This window comes from Curtobacterium sp. MCBD17_030, assembly GCF_003224255.1.
Classification (GTDB): domain Bacteria; phylum Actinomycetota; class Actinomycetes; order Actinomycetales; family Microbacteriaceae; genus Curtobacterium.
On the sequence record NZ_QKLI01000003.1, the window covers coordinates 119,380 to 137,620 of the forward strand.

Here is an 18,241-nt window from a genome sequence, read left to right on the forward strand (position 1 = left end):
CCCTCCCACATGCAGATTCTCCGTACCGTGCTCGCCGCCGCCGCGTCCGCCCTGGTCGCCACCGGTCTGGTCATCGCGCCCGCAGCGGTGGACGTCGCCGACGCCGCCACCACCTCGAAGCCGGCGACGCCGACGACGGCCCAGGCGGGCACCACGTCGGTCCAGGTGACCCCCTCCGGACGCGGGGTGCTCGACCTCGGCGACGACCTCTCGCTCTCCGTCACGGTGACGAACGACACCGACACCGCTCTGCCCGCGGGCCGTGCGGACCTGGACATCATCCGGCCGGTGGTGGGGACGCGCGACATCCTCACCGACTGGCTCAACGACACCTCGTCAGACGGTTACCCCGGCGAGCCCATGGACCGGGTGACGATCCCGGAGGTCCCGGCACATCGATCAGTCACGGTCGACTCGATCTCGGTGCCGTTCGCCGACGTCCGTCTGGGCACGCTCAACCCCTTCGGCGCCCGACGCATCGCGGCCTCGTACGTCGCCGGATCGACCCTCGCGGTCGGGCGCTCCGCCTTCACCTGGAACCCCGGGCCCGACGCCGCACCGGTCGACGTCGCGGTCGCGATGCCCGTCACCGTCCCGGCGACCGAGGACGGCCTGCTCAGCGCGAACACCCTGGCCGCCGACACCGCGCTCGACGGCACCCTCACCCAGCAGCTCGACGCGGCGGCCGGCCACAGCGTCGCCCTCGCCGTCGACCCCCGCATCATCGCGTCGATCCGCATCCTCGGCGACGACGCCCCGAGTTCCGCGACGGCGTGGCTCGAGCGGCTCGAGGGCCTCCGGAACGAGAAGTTCCCGCTGTCCTACGCCGACGCGGACGTGACGGGGCTGCGCCAGGCCGGGCTGTCGGGCATCGCCGCGCCGATCTCCTTCGACCAGGCCATCGCCGCCGCCGTGGACGCCGACCGGTTCCCGGGGGCGACCCCGAGCCCGACCGCCACCGCGACCCCGGCGGACCCGGCCACGGACCCCGCGCAGGACCCGGCCGACCAGGACAGCGGCACCACCACGCAGACCCCCGACGACACCGCCACCGGACCGACCGACACCGCCACCGCGGACGCGGCAGACGGTAACGCCGACGGCAACGGCAACGGCAACGGCGCCGACGAGACCGACCCCGCCACCATCCCCACCTCGGCCTCGCTGGTGTCCTTCCCCTGGACCGTCGACACCGTCGCCTGGCCCGTCGAGGGCACCGTCGCCGCCGACGACCTCCCCGCCCTGCGCACCGCCGGCTCCACCTCGACGATCATCTCCAGCGGGAACACCTCCGCCGGCCGGGACACCACGGTCGCCGCCGCCGAGCAGGTCGGCTCGACCAAGGCCCTCGTGTCCGACCAGGGCATGTCCGACCTGCTGCGCCAGGCCGCCGACGCCCGCTCCGCACGGGCCACCGACCGCGCCATGGCGACGCTCCGCGCCACCCTCGCCACCGTCGCCGTCCAGGGCAGCGCCACGGGTCCGGTCCTGCTGACCCTCGGCCGGTCCTGGCCGACCGACTCCGCGCGCCTGGAGCAGGCCCTGGACGCCCTCGAGGACACCGCCTGGATCTCGCCGACGGACTTCTCCACGGTCGTCGACGCGAAGCCGGGCTCGCTCACCCTGCAGAGCAGTGACGACGGTGCCGACCGGCTCACCGTCCTCCGGCGCCTGGTGCGGTCCGAGCAGGCGCTCGTCGACTTCGCCAGCGCGGTCACCGACCCGGTCCAGGTCACGGCTCCGGCCCGCCTGCGGACCCTCGCCGCCGCGTCGAACGCCTGGCGTGCGGACACCGACGGACTGACGACCGTCGTGGACGGCATCGACGCGGACCACCGGGAGACCATCGGCAGCGTCGGGATCGTCAACTCGAGTGACATCACGCTGCTCGGTGACCGGTCCTCGCTGCCGATCTCGGTCCGGAACCGTTCCGACTGGCCGGTCACGGTGTTCCTGACCGTCACGCCGTCGAACTCGTTCCTGCGCATCGAGCGGAACGCCGTCGAGGTCACGATCCAGCCCCGCTCCTCGACCCGCACCACCTTCCCGGTGCAGTCGGTAGCGAACGGCAAGGTCGCGCTGTCGATGGCGCTGACGAGCGCGAGCGGTGCCCGCATCGCCACCCCCGCCACGGTCGAGATCAACGTGCAGGCGCAGTGGGAGACCGTGATCACGGCCCTCGCCGCGATCGCCGTCGTGGCGGTCTTCGGCCTCGGGATCCTCCGCAACGTCCGCCGCCGCCTCCGTCGCCGCAACGGCGAGCCGGAACCCGAGGACGACGACCCCAACCGTCCCCTCGAGATCCAGCCCCCCGGCCCGGGCGAGCGTCCGCTGCCCGCCGAGACGGTCCGGCCTGGAGGCCCCACCACCGTCCCCGGGGCCGCCACCGCCATCGCCGTGGCCAGCTCCGGCACCGACACCGTCGCTGGCGACGGCGACCGTCTCGAGGACGCGATCGCGCGGGCCGGGATGGAGTCGAGCCTCCCGTCCGACCGAGACGACCAGGGCGACCGACACGACCAGGGCGACCGCCCGCACCCCGAGGAGCCGACCATCAGCACCACCCAGCCCAGCGCCGAGGTCGACGCCGAACAGGGCGAGGGCCGCGGGCTCGGCCGGGCCAGCGCGATGCTGGCGGCGGGGACGATGATCTCCCGCCTGCTCGGGTTCGCGAAGACCTTCGTGCTCGCCTACGCCATCGGCCAGGCGAACTCCCGGTCCGCCGACGCGTTCGCGGTCTCGAACCAGCTGCCGAACAACATCTACGCGCTCATCGCCGGCGGACTGCTGTCGGCCGTGCTCATCCCGCAGATCGTGCGCTCGATGTCGCAGAACAGCGACGGCGGGCGGGCCTACGTCAACAAGATCGTGACCCTCGGTGGCTCGGCCTTCGTCGTCATCACGATCATCGCGACCCTGCTCGCGCCGCTCCTGGTCCGTCTCTACTCGGCGCAGACTCAGGACGGCAAGGGCTTCTCGCCGGCGACCACCGACCTGGCCGTGGCGTTCGCCTTCTGGTGCCTGCCGCAGATCCTCTTCTACGCGATCTACTCGCTGCTCGGTGAGGTCCTCAACGCCAAGCAGGTGTTCGGGCCGTTCACCTGGGCGCCGCTCATCAACAACGTCATCGCGATCTCCGGCCTCGTCGTCTTCATCGCGATGTTCGGGAACCGCGCGGTCAACTCCGGCACCGACGACTGGACGCCGCTGAAGATCGCGGTGCTCGCCGGCAGCGCCTCGCTCGGCGTGCTGGCACAGGCCGCGTTCCTGCCGTTCTTCTGGAAGCGCGCGGGCCTGACCTTCCGCCCCGACTTCCGGTGGCGCGGCGTCGGGCTCAAGGCGACCGGGACCGCCGCCGGCTGGCTCTTCGCGATGATCCTCGTCACGCAGCTCGCCGGCATCGTGCAGTCCCGCGTGGCCTCGCTCGGCTCGGGCAACGCCGGCAACGCGGTCCTGCAGAACGCCTGGCTGCTGTTCATGCTGCCGCACTCGATCATCGCCGTGTCGATCGCCACCGCGTACTTCACCCGGATGAGCCACGACGCCGAACGCGGCGACCTGGCAGCCGTCCGGCGCAACCTGTCGCTGTCGCTGCGGATCGTCGGGCTGTTCACGGTGTTCTCGTCGGTGGCGCTGATGGTGGTCGCCGCACCGTTCGGCCGGATGTTCGCCGCGGACTTCGACGGTGCGTTCTCGATCAGCGCCGTCCTGCTCGCCTACATGCCCGGACTGGTGCTGTTCAGCATGCTCTTCATCATCCAGCGGGTGTTCTGGGCGATGCACGACCACCGGACGCCGTTCTTCATGCAGCTCGTGCAGTCGGTCCTGTTCGTGATCGGCGCGCTCGCGGTCACCCTGCTGCCGGGGAACATCATCGGGCTCTCGCTCGCCGCGTGCACGACGATCGCCGGCTCGGCCCAGACGATCGTGGCCCTCGTCGTGGTCCGCCGTCGACTCGACGGCATCGAGGGTCGCATCGTCACGCGTTCGCACCTGCAGTTCGTCACGGCCGCAGTCGTCGCCGGCGTGGTCGGGTTCCTCGTCACGACGTTCTTCGGTGGGTACTCCCGCACCGGGTTCGCCATGTCCGACTTCACGAGCGCGTTCATCACCGTGGTGCTCGCCGGCGCCGTGATGGTGGCCGTCTACTTCGCGGTGCTGGTCGTCGTCAAGAACGCCGAGGTCCGCAGCGCCGTCGAACTGGTGCGTGCCCGGCTCGGACGCTGACAGGGGAGCCAGTCCCGGGAATGGTGCGCAGCTACCATGGGTTGACCCGGTCAGCAAGCAACGGAAGGGCAATCACGCATGCGCGAGCTCATCATCATCGGTTCCGGTCCTGCCGGGTTCACGGCCGGCATCTACGCCGCGCGCGCTGAACTGAAGCCGCTCATCGTCGCCTCCAGCGTCGAGACCGGCGGTGAACTCACCAAGACGACCGAGGTCGAGAACTTCCCGGGCTTCCCCGAGGGCGTCCAGGGCCCCGACCTCATGATCAAGATGCAGGAACAGGCCGAGAAGTTCGGCGCCGAGGTCCTGTACGACGACGCCGTCTCGGTCGACCTCACCGGCCAGGTCAAGAAGATCACGGTCGGCTCCGGCGAGACGTACGAGGCCCTCACGGTCATCTACGCGACCGGTTCCGCCTACCGCCACCTGGGTCTCGCCGACGAGGAGCGCCTCTCCGGCCACGGCGTCTCCTGGTGCGCCACGTGCGACGGCTTCTTCTTCCGCCAGAAGAACATCGCCGTCGTCGGCGGTGGCGACTCCGCGATGGAAGAGGCCACCTTCCTCACCCGCTTCGCCGACAAGGTGACGGTCATCCACCGCGGGGACTCCCTGCGCGCGTCGAAGATCATGCAGGACCGTGCGATGAACGACCCGAAGATCGAGTTCGCGTGGAACAAGGAGGTCACCGGCATCACGGGTGGCTCCGCTGTCGAAGGCGTCACGCTCAAGGACACCGTGACCGGGGACGAGTCCTCGCTCGCCCTGGACGGTCTGTTCATCGCGATCGGCAACGACCCGCGCACGCACCTGGTGCACGGTCAGCTCGAGATCGCCCCCGAGGGCACGCTCGCTGTCGAGGGCCGCTCGTCCCGCGCCGTCGGCGTCCCCGGTGTCTTCATCGCCGGTGACGTGCTCGACCCGACCTACCGCCAGGCGATCACCGCCGCGGGCTCGGGTGCGGTCGCAGCCCTCGACGCCGAGAAGTACCTCGCCGACCTCGACCGCGAACTCACCGACCAGGCCGAGGGCGTCACCCCGACCGAGGCGACCATCGACGTCACCGCCCGCGTCTGACCTGCGGCCCTGCACGCCACGGGAATGCGCGCCGCCGCGTCCCCGTTCACCACACCGAACCGACTTCCCGTCGAAGGAGCAAACATGTCCAGCGCAAAGGCAGTGACCGACGCCACGTTCGAGGCCGAAGTCCTCAAGTCCGACAAGACGATCCTCGTCGACTTCTGGGCCGAATGGTGCGGCCCGTGTCGCGCGGTCTCGCCGATCCTCGACCAGATCGCCGCGGAGCACGCCGACAAGATCGAGATCGTCAAGCTCAACGTCGACGACAACCCCCAGTCGGCCATGAACTACCAGATCACCTCGATCCCGGCGATGAAGGTGTTCAAGGGTGGCGAGGTCGTCAAGACCGTCATCGGCGCCAAGCCGAAGCCGGCCCTCGAGGCCGACCTCGCGGACTTCCTCGCGTAGGACCCGCACCCACAGACCCGGACGCCCCGTCCTCCATTCCATCGGAGGGCGGGGCGTTCGCCTGTCCGGAGGCCCGTCCAGCGTCTGCTGACCGGCGGACGCTGAGGGGGCCTCCCGACCGGAGCCAGGCCACGGATCGCCGATCGGCCTGTGTCGTGGGACGACGGATGCCCGGCTGCATGTCGTACTGTGGCGAGAACGACCGAGTGGAGGAAACTCGATGACGAACGGCAACAGTCTCGATCCCTGGTACGACTCCTACGCCCAGCGCACCGCCGGGCTGAGCGCCTCCGAGGTCCGAGCTCTGTTCGCCGTCGCGTCGAGGCCCGAGGTGGTCTCGCTCGCCGGCGGCATGCCCTTCGTCTCCGCGCTGCCCCGTGAGCTGGTCACCGGCTCGCTCGACCGCGTGATGGCCGAGGACTCCGCGATGGCGCTGCAGTACGGCGGCGGACAGGGCCTGCGGTCGCTCCGCGAGCACATCGTCAACGTCATGTCGCTCGAGGGCATCCGTGCCAGCGCGGAGGACGTCGTGGTCACCACGGGGTCCCAGCACGCCCTGGACCTCGTCACGCGGCTCTTCATCGATCCGGGCGACGTCGTCCTGGCCGAGTCCCCCTCGTACGTCGGGGCCATCGGTGTGTTCCGGTCGTACCAGGCCGAGACGGTCCACGTGGCGACGGACGAGCTCGGACTGGTCCCGGAGGCCCTGCGCGAGACGATCGCCCGTCTCCGGGCCGCTGGCAAGCGGATGAAGTTCCTGTACACGATCCCGAACTTCCACAACCCAGCCGGTGTCACGATGAGTCGGGAGCGCCGCATCGAGGTGCTCGACATCTGCCGGTCGAACAACATCCTGGTGCTCGAGGACAACCCGTACGGGCTGCTCTGGTTCGACGAGCCGGCACCCCAGGCGATCCGCTCGATCGACGACGAGGGCGTGGTCTACCTCGGCTCGTTCTCGAAGACGCTCGCTCCCGGGTTCCGCGTCGGCTGGGCCCTCGCACCGCACGCCATCCGCGAGAAGCTCGTGCTCGCGAACGAGTCCGCCGTCCTCGCGCCGAACTCGTTCGGCCAGTACGTCGTGAACGCCTACCTCGACGCCGCCGACTGGAAGGGTCAGGTCGACACCTTCCGCGGGATCTACGCCGAGCGCCGTGACGCCATGCTCTCCGCGCTGGGGGAGTTCCTGCCCGACCTCAGCTGGACCGTGCCGAACGGTGGCTTCTTCGTCTGGCTCACGCTGCCGGAGTCCCTCGACTCGAAGGGCATGTTGCCCCGGGCAGTGAAGGAGCTCGTCGCCTACACGCCGGGCACCGCCTTCTTCGCCGACGGGCGCGGAGCCGGCAACATCCGGCTCTCGTTCTGCTACCCGACGCCGGAACAGATCCGGGTCGGGGTGAAGCGGTTGGCGTCCGTCGTCAACGACGAGCTCGAACTGGTCGAGACCTTCGGTTCCGCCAGTCGCTCGAGCGCCTCGGTGAGCACCTCGACTGTCAGCTCCCCGCAGCCGAACATGCCCTGACCAGGGCTTTCCGTACCGATCAACGACATCCGCAGAGGATCGCCCCATGGCCGAGTTCGCCAGCCGTCACGTCGTCGTCGTCGCCGGAGGAATCTCCCACGAGCGGGACATCTCCCTGCGGTCCGGTCGGCGGGTCGCGGACTCGTTGACCGGCTACGGGTGGCAAGTCGACCTGCGGGACGCGGACGCCTCGCTGTTGCCCGCGCTGGCCGCGGACCGGCCGGACGTCGTCTGGCCCGCGCTCCACGGCGCGTCCGGCGAAGACGGCGCGCTCCGCGGCATCCTGGAGGCCCTCGACATCCCGTACGTCGGCTCACGCTCGACGTCCGCTCGCCTGGCCTGGGACAAGCCCACCGCGTCGGCACTCGTGTCCCGGGCAGGAGTCCGGACGCCGCGCTCGGTCACCCTGTCGCACGACGTCTTCCGGGAACTCGGTGCCGTGGGCGTCCTCCAGGCCATCGCCGCCGAGCACCCCGTCCCGCTCGCGGTGAAGCCCGCACGCGGCGGCAGCGCCCAGGGCGTCACCCTGGTCGAGAACGCCGACGACCTGCCGCGTGCCATGGTCGCTGCGTACACGTACTGCGAGGACGCCGTCGTCGAACAACTCATCCGGGGGACCGAGATCGCCGTCGGCATCATCGACACCGGTGACGGTCCGACTGCGCTCTCGCCCGTCGAGATCGTGCCCCGTAACGGGTTCTACGGGTACGAGGCCCGGTACAACGCGGGGGAGACGACCTTCTTCACGCCCGCGCGACTCAGTGAGGAGCAGTCGCAAGCTGCTTCCGCTGCCGCCGTCCTGGCACACCGAGCACTCGGGCTGCGCCACGTGTCCCGCGTCGACCTCATCATTGACGGCGCCGGCACACCGTGGTTCCTCGAGGCCAACGTGCTGCCCGGGCTGACCGAGACGTCGCTCGTGCCGCAGGCATTGTCCGCGTCAGGGTTCGACCTCGGGTGGACCTACGCCGAGTTGGCGGAGCAGGCCATCCGGGACCACTCGGCCTGACGCGTCGACCCGCCGGGCCAGCATTCGGCACCCGGGACTCCCGCTGAACTTCGGCATCGCGGCCCGCCCGGGTAGCGGTGTGGTCGGAGCTCCGTCCTGGGACTGAGTCGGACCGTCGCCTCTTGGGGTTTCATTCCGGCGCTGGGGAAGTGGCGACGACGACGCTCCGATGTTCCACGTGGAACATCGATCGGAGTTCCAGCAGCCAGCATCAGCGCCCCCGGGTACTCGGGCGCTGCTCTCCGCCATCGCTGATGGCACGGACAGGGCGCCAGCCCGCGGCAAGAGATTCACTTCGCTCGAGCCGTTCGTACAGGATCGTGACGACCTCCATGTCCGGAGGAATGTCCGCTGACACTGCCGGGCTCGTCAGGGCGGCGCAAGGGAGCGCGTGACGAGGGCGTCTCACCGGTGGCGCCGTCGACCCGACTTCGCACCTACACCATCCCGACGACGACCCCGCAGAGCGGCCCCGCGGCTCGAGCCTCACACCCGAGCACTGGGGCCCGATCAAGAGCGGCGTCAACGTCAGTCGGAAGCAGTTCGATTCGCTCCACGGTTCCACAACCGTGGCTGCAAGCCGGGACAGCCGCACCTGTAGTCCGGAACCACCGGCGCGGGCTGGACGCCACTGCTCAGCCTGCAGACTCTCAAGCACTCGGGGCGCGCCGTCGTACGAGCGGCCGGATCGCGGGGCGTCGGGCTGGCGAGCCAGGGTCTATGCCCGTAAGGCGTTCCACGTGGAACATTCGCCGTCGCACCCACTCCAGCGTGGGTTGGTCCAAGTACGACGCTTCAGTCCTGACCGATGGGCCGCCCCGGTCATGAGACGCCCATAACGGCGTCGTTCGGTGATCGAGCACGAGGTGGCGCTCGTGGCGAGCGGGCCGCGGCGGTTCAGTCGGCCTGGTCCTGGGCGGAGATGTTCCACGTGGAACATCATCTGGGGCACGCAAGGGCAGCGTCGGCGCCGTGCTGTGCGATCCCGCTCCGGCGAGGGGTCACCTCCAGGTAGCCGCCCACCCTGCAGGGGGCAGTGCTCAACGACGGATAGCCGAGGGCTCCCGCTCGACCGCCTTTACGACGCTCCGCGTGCAGCAATGCGCCACACCCTACGACCGGCACGACGCGGAGCACGTGGTCGCGTCCTCAACGCGGCACAGGGCCCGCAGAGCACCGTTCGTGGCCCAGAGCGTGCCCGACCGCACGCAAGCACTCCCGACGCCGCAGACGGGCACACAGCCGCTCACCGCAGTGGCTGTGCCCTCAACCGGCCAGGTCCTGTACTCCGAGCTCCTTGAGGATCCGAGCCAGATCGTCCGGGTTCGCGAAGTCGATCGTCACCGAGCCCTTGCGGGCGCCCACGGCGATCGTCACGCGCGTGTTGAGCCGGTCACCGAGACGCTCCGCCATGTCGTTGAAGTGCACCTGCCGCTTCGACGGCTGTGCGGGGGACTTCCCCGGTGCCTTCGTGGAGAGCTGCTGGGCGATCGCCTCGGCAGCCCGCACCGACAGGTCCTCATTGACGATCTTCTCGGCCAGGTACTCCATCGCCTCGGCGTCGGGCGCCGCCAGGATGGCTCGGGCGTGCCCGGCTGACAGAACACCCGCGGCCACACGGCGCTGCACGGGGGAGGGCAGGCGGAGCAGACGGATCGTGTTCGTGATCTGCGGACGGGAGCGGCCGATCCGCTGTCCGAGCTGCTCCTGGGTGATTCCGAAGTCCGCCAAGAGCTGCTGGTAGGCCGATGCCTCCTCGAGCGGGTTCAACTGTGCCCGGTGGAGGTTCTCGAGCAGTGCGTCCCGGAGCATGGCGTCGTCAGGGGTCTCCTTGACGATGGCCGGGATCGTCGCGAGGCCGAGCTCCTTCGTTGCGCGGAGACGGCGCTCACCCATGATGAGCTCGTACTGCGGCGCGGTTCCGGTAGCACCCGGGATGGGTCGCACGACGATCGGCTGCAGCAACCCGATCTCGCGGATGGAGTGCACGAGCTCTTGGAGCTCTTCCTCGCGGAACTCCTTCCGCGGCTGCTGGGCGTTCGGCACGATGTCGAGCGGGTTGAGGTTTGCCAGGCGGGCCCCTGGGACAGCGAGGAGCTCCTCCGCGGTACCCGCGCCGGAACCACCGTTGGTCGTGTCCGCCGCCGAAGTACCGCCGGACGGGAAGAACACGTCGACGGGCCGCTCCTGCTGCTCGTTCGTCGTGGGGATGAGCGCGCCGATGCCGCGCCCGAGTCCGGTCCGCTTGGGTGCCATCAGGCCTTTGCTCCTCGTTCTGCGATCTCGGCTGCGGCCTCCAGGTAGGAGAGCGAGCCGGTGGAGTTGACGTCGTACGAGACCACGCTCTGCCCGTAGCTCGGCGCCTCGCTGACGCGGACTGAGCGGGGGATCATGGCCTGCAACACCTGGTCACCGAAGTGGGTCCGAACCTCGTTGGCGACCTGGTTCGCCAGGTTGGTCCGACCGTCGTACATGGTCAGCAGGATGGTCGTCACGGCGAGGTGCGGGTTCAGGTGGCGTTCGATCAGTTCGATGTTCCGCAGCAGCTGGCTCAGACCCTCGAGCGCGTAGTACTCGCACTGGATCGGGATGAGCACTTCTTTGGCCGCGACGAAGGCGTTGATCGTCAGCAGGCCGAGCGACGGCGGGCAGTCGATGAAGACGTAATGGAACGGCTCGTCGACCGACGCCAGGTACTCGTCGAGCGCGGTCCGCAACCGCTGCTCGCGGGCGACGAGCGAGACGAGTTCGATCTCGGCACCCGCCAGGTGGATCGTTGCCGGCACGCACCACAGCGTCTCCGATTCGGGGGAGCGCTGGACCGTGTCCGCCATCGGAGCCTCGTCCACGATGACGTCGTAGATGCTCGCAACCTCCGCCTGGTGGTCGATCCCGAGCGCAGTCGACGCATTGCCCTGCGGGTCGAGGTCGATCACGAGGACGCGGGCTCCGCCGTGCGCCAACGCCGCCGCGAGGTTCACGGTGGTGGTCGTCTTGCCGACGCCACCCTTTTGGTTCGACACGGTGAAGACTCGCGTCTTCTCCGGCAGCGGGAACTGCTGGGTCGCGATGGCGCGTCGGCGCCGGTTGAGATCAGCGATCTCGCGCGCGAGGGGCGTCGACGCGTCGTAGTCAGTGGACGAACTCAACGAGTGCCTCTTCCCCGGTCTGTGTTTCACGTGGAACATCGGGGCGCGTTGCGGTGCGGTCGCCCCTCGACGCTTCAGCCCGCGCAGCGGCGGACCCGTGCAGCAGCTGAGCCCAGTCAGACCGGACCGGTGGCGTCAGTCAACTGTAGCCCGGAAGACACGCGTGGTCTCGTCGACCACACCCACCCCGAGCTCCAGGACCTCGACGTCTTCAAGTCGGCTGCGCAAGATCACCTTGCGAGCGGCCGTGACCTCGTCATCGACGCGCGCGCCCTTCATGAGGATGAGTTGCCCGCCGATCCGGACGAGCGGGACCGTCAACGGGATGAGCTTCGAGAGCGCACTCACAGCGCGCGCAGTGACCTGGTCGAGCACGAGTTCATCGGCAACGTCTTCGGCGCGCGCCCGGACCACCGTGACGTTCTCGAGTCCCAGGCGGTCCGCTTCACCACGGAGCCAGTCCGTCCGCCGCTCCATCGGCTCGATGAGCGTCATCGACACGTCCGGACGAGCGATGGCCAGCACGAGCCCGGGCAGACCGGCGCCCGATCCGACGTCGCCGACGGATGCACCCTCATGGAGGAGCGGGGCCACCAGGGCAGAGTTGAGGATGTGTCGAGTCCAGAGTCGGGGGAGTTCGAGGGGACCGATCAAGCCCAGCTCTTCACCACGGCGGGCGAGCTCGTTCGCGAACGACCGTGCGCCGTCGATCTGTTCCCCGAAGAGGCTCGCGGCAACGGCCGGCTCGACCTCCAGGACAGGAGGCTCCGAACCGGCCGTGACGTCGACATCCGTCATCGCGTGATGACCGTGTGGCGGTCCCGGCCCTCGCCCTCGGACTCCGAGTGGAAGCCCTTCTCGGCGACCAGGTCGTGGACCAGCTTGCGCTCGTAGGACGACATCGGGGGGAGCGCCGCGGTGGTCGAACCGGCCTCGATGCGCTCGACAGCGGTGTCCACCAGACGCTGCAGCTCCGTGGCACGGGCGTCCCGCGATCCACCGATGTCCAGGATCAGGCGGCTGAACTCGCCCGTCTCGGCCTGCACGGCGATCCGGGTGAGCTCCTGCAGTGCCGTGACCGTGTCCGGCTTGGCGAGGACACGCAAGGCCGCCCCGTCGTCCGTGACGGACAGGTAGACGCGACCGCCACGCTCCTCGATCTCGATGTCGCCGTCGAGGTCGCAGATGTCGAGCAGCTCTTCGATGTAGTCGGCAGCGATGTCCGCTTCGTCGCGGGGCTCGTCGTCGCTCTCCACCTCATCGCTGTCCACGTCGTCGAGGTCCGCGTCGACCGTCGCGTCGGTGGGGTCGAGGTGCTGGTCGTCATCCGTGGTGTCGACGACCGCAGCAGTGTCCTGCTCGCTCACTTGGTCTTCCCGTTCTTCTTGGCGCGCGACTTGCCGACCGGCTGCTGGCGCTGGTTGTTCACGCGGGCTTCGACCTCGGCCAGGGACGCCCCGGCACCGGCTTCGGTGAGGACACCGGCGGCCGCGGAGGAACCACTGCGCTGGGCCTTCTTCGCGAGACGGGCCTCACGAGCGAGCGCGGCCTCGGAACCGGGCGTCGGCATGCTGCGGATGACGAAGTACTGCTGCGCCATCGTCCAGATGTTCGAGGCCAGCCAGTAGAACATGACACCGAGGGGGAACGACAGACCCGAGATCACGAAGACCAGCGGGAGCACGTACAGCATCATCTTCTGCTGGCGGTACATCGGAGACTCCTTGGTCTCCGGCGACATGTTCTTGGCGACGAGCTGCAGCTGCGTGATGAACTGCGAGGCCGTCATCACGACGATCATGAAGCCCGCGATCACCCGGACTTCCCAACCCGAGGCGTTCGTGAACGTCTCGTGCAGGGGTGCGCCGAAGAGCGAGGCGTTGCCGAACGACTTCGCGAGCTCGCTCGAGAGCAGGCCGATGCCCGTCTTGTTGATCTGGGCTTCGTGCAGCACGGAGTACAGCGAGAAGAAGATCGGCATCTGGATCAGGAGCGGCAGGCAGGAGCTCAGCGGGTTCGTCCCGGTCTCCTTGTACAGCGCCATCGTCTCGCGGGACATGGCCTCACGCGAGAACTGGTCCTTCTTGCCCTTGTACTTGTCCTGGATCTTCTTCAGCTGCGGGGCGACCTCCAGCATCCGTCGCTGCGACTTGATCTGTCGAACGAAGATGGGGATCAGCGCGCCGCGCACCACGAAGGTCAGGAAGATGATCGACAGCACCCACGTGATGCCCGCGGAGGGGTCCATCCCGAGGTTCTCGAAGACCCAGTGGAAACCGACCAGGATCGCGGACACCACCCATTTGAGTGGCCAGAGGATCGTACCGATGAGGTCCATGGGGACGGTCACGCCTTTCGAGTGCGCTGGGGGAGCAGCACCGGACGGACCGTGCCGGCCGAGGTCTGCTGTTGCTGCGGGATCGGCGCGAGGACGAACCCGAACCGACTGACGGTGAAGGGGCGGCGACGTTCCCTGACGTCGTCGATCCCGCCGGCTGCCCACGGGTTGCACCGGGCGATGCGCCAAGCGCCCATCGCCGATCCGCGGACCACGCCGTACTGCTGGATCGCCTCGAGCGCGTACCGCGAGCACGAGGGGTGGTACCGACAGACGTTGCCGTAGAGCGGTGAGATCACCGCTCGGTAGGCCCGGAGCACCACGACGCACGCGTTGCGTGGGAGCAACGCGAGGACCCAGAGGAACCGGTTCATGCTGCCTTCTCCACACCGCGCGCGAAGGAGCGCGTGATGTCTTCGAGCAGGGTAGGCCATGGGGCCTGCGCGGCGGCTGGCAGTGCACGCACCACCACGTCGTACCCGAGCGGTGCGCTCGGGAGGACCCCGTGCGCGATCGCCTTCAGACGGCGTCGCACGAGGTTGCGGGTCACGGCGTTCCCGACGGTCTTCGCCACGATGAACCCGAACCTGGTGGGACCTCGATCGTCATCGAGGCGACGGACCACCGACACGACGGCGTGCGCCGTGGCGCTCCTGCGGCCACGGCGCACGACCATCCGGTAGTCGTCGCCTCGGACGATGCGGTTGGCTCGGGCCAACACGACGAGGACCCCCGCGGATCAGGCGGAGAGCTCGGTGCGCCCCTTGCCGCGACGTGCGGCGAGGATGGCGCGGCCCGCACGGGTGCGCATGCGGGCGCGGAAGCCGTGCTTCTTGGCGCGGCGGCGGTTGTTCGGCTGGAAGGTGCGCTTGCTCATGATGATCTCCACACGGCTGCTCGCGGCGAGCCGTCACGTATGCGTTGGTTGACGCGGAAGGCGCGACCGAACGGCCGCAGTCAACTGGACAACGGTACGTGACGAGGGCTGCGAGGTCAAATACCCGTGGGCCCGTGGCCACCCGCAGCATGGCGTCCTCCGGATTCTCCACACTGGGGACAACTTCCGTTGGGTACGACGCGCCCCGGTCCTTTACAGTTGTGTCACCGCACCGCCGGAAGCCCGGTAGTCCGGGGGAGTACCCCCTCGACCTCGGTCCGTGCGGCCGTGGAGCAGACTGTGGACAACCCTGTGGGAAGCTCGACGGGGAAACGGCGCCAGAAGACCGCGCCGATCGCCTCCGGCAGTCCAGGAGGCGCGGGCCGGCCCGGCGTGGCTCGCTCGCCGGTCGACGCCCGGCCTTGTGCCGGACAGACCGGATCCGGACGGGACGGACCCGGACCGACCACGCCCGCAGAGCGACGCACCCGAGCAGTGAGACCAGGAGACGAGCACGCCATGACGATGCCGGCCGACCCCGTCGAGGACCTCTGGTCGTCGGTCCTCGGGATCCTCTCCGACGACGACCGGATCACGCCGCAGCTGCACGGGTTCCTCAACCTCGTCGAACCGAAGGGCGTCCTCGCCGGGACCCTCTACCTCGAGGTCCCGAACGACCTGACCCGCGGCATGCTCGAGCAGCGCATCCGGGTGCCCATCACCGAGGCGGTCTCGCGGATCGGTGACGACTCGGTCGCCAACTTCGCGATCACCGTCAACCCGGACATGGCCTCCGAGCCGCGGGTCGACGCCGTCGCGGTGCCCTCCTACGCCGAGCCGGTGCAGGAACACGTCCCGCAGACCGCTGCACCGCGCCAGTACATCGAGGCGCCGTTCATCCCGAGCCCGGTGGACTCACCCGGGACCGGCGGCCGCCCGGAGTCCCGGCTCAACCCGAAGTACAACTTCGACAACTTCGTCATCGGTGCCTCGAACCGGTTCGCCCACGCCGCGGCGGTCGCGGTGGCCGAGGCGCCGGCGAAGGCCTACAACCCGCTGTTCATCTACGGCGACTCGGGTCTCGGCAAGACCCACCTGCTGCACGCGATCGGGCACTACGCCGAGAGCCTCTACCCGGGCATCCGCGTCCGCTACGTGTCGAGCGAGGAGTTCACGAACGACTTCATCAACTCGATCGCCAACAACCGCTCGAACCAGTTCCAGCAGCGCTACCGCGACATCGACATCCTGTTGATCGACGACATCCAGTTCCTGCAGGGCAAGGACTCCACGCAGGAGGCCTTCTTCCACACCTTCAACACGCTGCACGACCACAACAAGCAGGTCGTCATCACGTCGGACGTCGCGCCGAAGCACCTGACCGGGTTCGAGGACCGGATGCGCAGCCGCTTCGAGTGGGGCCTGATCACGGACGTGCAGGCGCCCGACCTCGAGACGCGCATCGCGATCCTCCGCAAGAAGGCGCAGTCGGACCACCTGCAGGTGCCGGACGACATCATGGAGTTCATCGCCTCGAAGGTGTCGAGCAACATCCGTGAGCTCGAGGGCACCCTGATCCGGGTGACCGCGTTCGCGAGCCTCAACCGGACGGCCGTCGACATGGCGCTGGTGCAGACGGTCCTGAAGGACCTGATCACCCTGGACGAGGACAACGTCATCGCGCCGACGGACATCATCAACCACACCGCGGACTACTTCAAGCTCTCGGTCGACGACCTCTACGGCTCGTCCCGGTCGCAGGCGATCGCCACGGCACGCCAGATCGCGATGTACCTGTGCCGTGAGCTCACGAGCCTGTCGCTGCCGAAGATCGGCCAGCTGTTCGGCAACCGTGACCACACGACCGTCATGTACGCCAACAAGAAGATCGCCGAGCTCATGAAGGAGCGCCGCTCGATCTACAACCAGGTCACCGAACTGACCAGTCGGATCAAGCAGGACCGCCGGTACCGGTAACGCGCACCACCGCGCCACCCCCCGTCCAGGAGGCCCGTCCCAGACCCGGGATCGGCCTCCTTCTGCGTGCGTCCACCATCTGAGACGGTTCCATGCGGCGGATTCCCCACAGTGTGGAAAGCCTGTGGATAACTGTGGAGGACACGCCGCCCGCTTGTACACAGCCAGAGGGGCGCCTGTGGAAACTGGGGAGAGAAGTGGATAGACGACATTTGCTCATCCAGAGGTCGCTCACACGCCACCAACAAGTCACACGGTTGTAGTTCCCAGTTGGGGAGCGGCATCCCCAGAGTTGTCCACAGTGTGCACAGGCGTTAAGACCATTACTCCTCTCTTCTCTCTCCATCTCCCTGGGCCAACCTCTGGGGACGGCGAATGACACGGATCGGCGGTCTGCCGACGCTGTGCCACAATGGGGCGGCCGGGCAGTCAACCGATCGACAGGGGTCCACGCCGTGAAGTTCGAGGTCAACCGGGACGTCTTCTCCGAAGCCGTCTCCTTCGCGGTGAAACTCCTCCCACAGCGCACGACCCTCCCGATCCTGTCCGGTGTGCTGATCCACGCCGACGGTGATCGTCTGACGCTGTCGTCGTTCGACTACGAGGTCTCGGCGCAGACGTCGATCGCCGCGCAGATCGACGACCCGGGCACGGTGCTCGTCTCCGGCCGACTGCTGAACGACATCGCGAGCCGACTGCCGAACGCCCCGGTCAGCTTCTCGACCGAGGACTCCCGGATCACGGTCACCTGCGGCTCGGCGCACTTCACGCTGCTGTCGATGCCCGTCGAGGAGTACCCGACGCTCCCCGAGATCGGTCCGCAGACCGGTGTCATCCCCGGCGACTCCTTCTCCGAAGCCGTCTCGCAGGTGGCCGTCGCCGCCAGCCGTGACGACGTCACCCCGGTCATCACCGGTGTCCAGCTCGAGGTCGGCGAACACGACGTCTCGCTCATCGCGACGGATCGCTACCGCGTCGCGGTCCGCACCATCCAGTGGGACTCGGGCCGCGCCGGCAACGACGGCGACCCAGCCACGACCCTCCACGCCCTCGTCCCGGCCCGGACGCTGCAGGAGGTCGGTCGCACCTTCGGTTCGGCCACGACGGTGTCGGTCTCGATCAGCGGTGGCTCCGACCGCGAACTCATCGCGTTCCACGCCGACGACAAGACGGTGACCTCCCTGCTCATCAAGGGCAACTACCCGCCGGTCCGCCGGCTGTTCCCCGAGACGGTCCAGGACCACGCGGTGATCAACACCGCGGAACTGGTCGAAGCCGTCCGACGGGTCTCCCTCGTCCTGGAGCGCGAAGCCGCGCTCCGGTTCTCCTTCACGGTCGACGGGCTCACGCTCGAGGCGATCGGTTCCGAACAAGCGCAGGCGTCAGAGTCGATCGATGCGTTGCTGACCGGTGAGGAAACGGTTGTCTCCCTGAAACCGGCCTTCCTCCTCGACGGGTTGAATGCAGTGCACTCCGAGTTCGTCCGGATCTCCTTCACCAAGACGGAGAACCCGAACAAGCCGGGACCGGTGTTGATCACCGGTCAGTCCTCGCGAGAGGAACCGGCCACGGACGGATACCGGTACCTGCTCCAGCCCAACCTCCTGCTGCGTTAGTCGCAACGGGGATCCTGCGCTGACGCGCCACCACCTGCATC

The 18,241-nt window shown here is 68.6% G+C and carries 15 protein-coding genes; 7 read left to right on the forward strand and 8 right to left on the reverse strand.

The features are described 5' to 3' along the window. The first annotated feature begins 9 nt into the window (after positions 1-9). From DEI89_RS17930 to DEI89_RS04740, 5 genes are all read left to right on the forward strand, one after another. Entirely contained in the window at positions 10-4,227 is a 4,218-nt protein-coding gene (locus DEI89_RS17930; RefSeq protein WP_220034514.1) for a DUF6049 family protein, read from the forward strand. Positions 4,228-4,305: 78 nt separating this feature from the next. Next, the gene (trxB, locus tag DEI89_RS04725; protein WP_110902893.1) at positions 4,306-5,301 is read left to right on the forward strand and encodes a thioredoxin-disulfide reductase; all 996 of its coding nucleotides are present in this window, start codon (positions 4,306-4,308) and stop codon (positions 5,299-5,301) included. Between the two features lie 84 nt (positions 5,302-5,385). Next, complete coding sequence (trxA, locus tag DEI89_RS04730) at positions 5,386-5,712, forward strand: thioredoxin (protein WP_110902894.1); 327 nt, start codon at positions 5,386-5,388, stop codon at positions 5,710-5,712. A gap of 220 nt (positions 5,713-5,932) precedes the next feature. Beyond that, complete coding sequence (locus DEI89_RS04735) at positions 5,933-7,234, forward strand: PLP-dependent aminotransferase family protein (protein WP_110902895.1); 1,302 nt, start codon at positions 5,933-5,935, stop codon at positions 7,232-7,234. A 46-nt stretch (positions 7,235-7,280) separates the two neighbouring features. Continuing rightward, positions 7,281-8,243, forward strand: coding sequence for a D-alanine--D-alanine ligase (locus tag DEI89_RS04740; protein ID WP_110902896.1), 963 nt, complete (start codon positions 7,281-7,283; stop codon positions 8,241-8,243). A gap of 1,266 nt (positions 8,244-9,509) precedes the next feature. Here DEI89_RS04740 and DEI89_RS04745 read toward each other — a convergent pair. From DEI89_RS04745 to rpmH, 8 genes are all read right to left on the reverse strand, one after another. Then, positions 9,510-10,499, reverse strand: a complete 990-nt coding sequence (locus DEI89_RS04745) for a ParB/RepB/Spo0J family partition protein (RefSeq protein WP_110902897.1) — start codon at positions 10,497-10,499, stop codon at positions 9,510-9,512. After that, positions 10,499-11,431, reverse strand: coding sequence for a ParA family protein (locus DEI89_RS04750; protein ID WP_110902898.1), 933 nt, complete (start codon positions 11,429-11,431; stop codon positions 10,499-10,501). The genes DEI89_RS04745 and DEI89_RS04750 overlap by 1 nt, the downstream gene beginning before the upstream one ends. A 96-nt stretch (positions 11,432-11,527) precedes the next feature. Beyond that, positions 11,528-12,190 carry a 16S rRNA (guanine(527)-N(7))-methyltransferase RsmG gene (gene rsmG, locus DEI89_RS04755; RefSeq protein WP_110902899.1) on the reverse strand — a complete coding sequence of 221 codons (663 nt, stop codon included), beginning with the start codon at positions 12,188-12,190 and terminating at the stop codon, positions 11,528-11,530. Then, complete coding sequence (locus DEI89_RS04760; protein ID WP_110903006.1) at positions 12,187-12,663, reverse strand: R3H domain-containing nucleic acid-binding protein; 477 nt, start codon at positions 12,661-12,663, stop codon at positions 12,187-12,189. The genes rsmG and DEI89_RS04760 overlap by 4 nt, the downstream gene beginning before the upstream one ends. Positions 12,664-12,755: 92 nt before the next feature. Then, a complete protein-coding gene (gene yidC / locus DEI89_RS04765) occupies positions 12,756-13,730 on the reverse strand; it encodes a membrane protein insertase YidC (RefSeq protein WP_110903005.1) in 975 nt (324 codons plus the stop codon). 8 nt (positions 13,731-13,738) lie between these two features. Further along, complete coding sequence (yidD, locus tag DEI89_RS04770) at positions 13,739-14,104, reverse strand: membrane protein insertion efficiency factor YidD (RefSeq protein WP_110902900.1); 366 nt, start codon at positions 14,102-14,104, stop codon at positions 13,739-13,741. After that, the gene (gene rnpA / locus DEI89_RS04775) at positions 14,101-14,451 is read right to left on the reverse strand and encodes a ribonuclease P protein component (protein WP_110902901.1); all 351 of its coding nucleotides are present in this window, start codon (positions 14,449-14,451) and stop codon (positions 14,101-14,103) included. The genes yidD and rnpA overlap by 4 nt, the downstream gene beginning before the upstream one ends. Positions 14,452-14,469: 18 nt before the next feature. After that, the gene (gene rpmH, locus DEI89_RS04780; protein ID WP_043595303.1) at positions 14,470-14,607 is read right to left on the reverse strand and encodes a 50S ribosomal protein L34; all 138 of its coding nucleotides are present in this window, start codon (positions 14,605-14,607) and stop codon (positions 14,470-14,472) included. Between the two features lie 519 nt (positions 14,608-15,126). On the opposite strand from rpmH, the gene dnaA reads away from it, so the two are divergent. Continuing rightward, a complete protein-coding gene (gene dnaA, locus DEI89_RS04785) occupies positions 15,127-16,584 on the forward strand; it encodes a chromosomal replication initiator protein DnaA (RefSeq protein WP_110902902.1) in 1,458 nt (485 codons plus the stop codon). 455 nt (positions 16,585-17,039) lie between these two features. Beyond that, on the forward strand, positions 17,040-18,200 hold the full coding sequence (gene dnaN / locus DEI89_RS04790) for a DNA polymerase III subunit beta (protein WP_110902903.1): 1,161 nt from the start codon (positions 17,040-17,042) through the stop codon (positions 18,198-18,200). Positions 18,201-18,241 lie beyond the last annotated feature (41 nt).

What these genes read in the sequence shown, in the direction of transcription:
- DEI89_RS04745 (WP_110902897.1), bottom strand. Translation starts at nt 10,499, where the DNA reads ATGGCACCCAAGCGGACCGGACTCGGGCGCGGCATCGGCGCGCTCATC.
- DEI89_RS17930 (WP_220034514.1), top strand. Translation starts at nt 10, where the DNA reads ATGCAGATTCTCCGTACCGTGCTCGCCGCCGCCGCGTCCGCCCTGGTC.
- DEI89_RS04750 (WP_110902898.1), bottom strand. Translation starts at nt 11,431, where the DNA reads ATGTTCCACGTGAAACACAGACCGGGGAAGAGGCACTCGTTGAGTTCG.
- rsmG (WP_110902899.1), bottom strand. Translation starts at nt 12,190, where the DNA reads ATGACGGATGTCGACGTCACGGCCGGTTCGGAGCCTCCTGTCCTGGAG.
- trxA (WP_110902894.1), top strand. Translation starts at nt 5,386, where the DNA reads ATGTCCAGCGCAAAGGCAGTGACCGACGCCACGTTCGAGGCCGAAGTC.
- rpmH (WP_043595303.1), bottom strand. Translation starts at nt 14,607, where the DNA reads ATGAGCAAGCGCACCTTCCAGCCGAACAACCGCCGCCGCGCCAAGAAG.
- trxB (WP_110902893.1), top strand. Translation starts at nt 4,306, where the DNA reads ATGCGCGAGCTCATCATCATCGGTTCCGGTCCTGCCGGGTTCACGGCC.
- yidC (WP_110903005.1), bottom strand. Translation starts at nt 13,730, where the DNA reads ATGGACCTCATCGGTACGATCCTCTGGCCACTCAAATGGGTGGTGTCC.
- yidD (WP_110902900.1), bottom strand. Translation starts at nt 14,104, where the DNA reads ATGAACCGGTTCCTCTGGGTCCTCGCGTTGCTCCCACGCAACGCGTGC.
- dnaA (WP_110902902.1), top strand. Translation starts at nt 15,127, where the DNA reads ATGACGATGCCGGCCGACCCCGTCGAGGACCTCTGGTCGTCGGTCCTC.
- DEI89_RS04735 (WP_110902895.1), top strand. Translation starts at nt 5,933, where the DNA reads ATGACGAACGGCAACAGTCTCGATCCCTGGTACGACTCCTACGCCCAG.
- DEI89_RS04740 (WP_110902896.1), top strand. Translation starts at nt 7,281, where the DNA reads ATGGCCGAGTTCGCCAGCCGTCACGTCGTCGTCGTCGCCGGAGGAATC.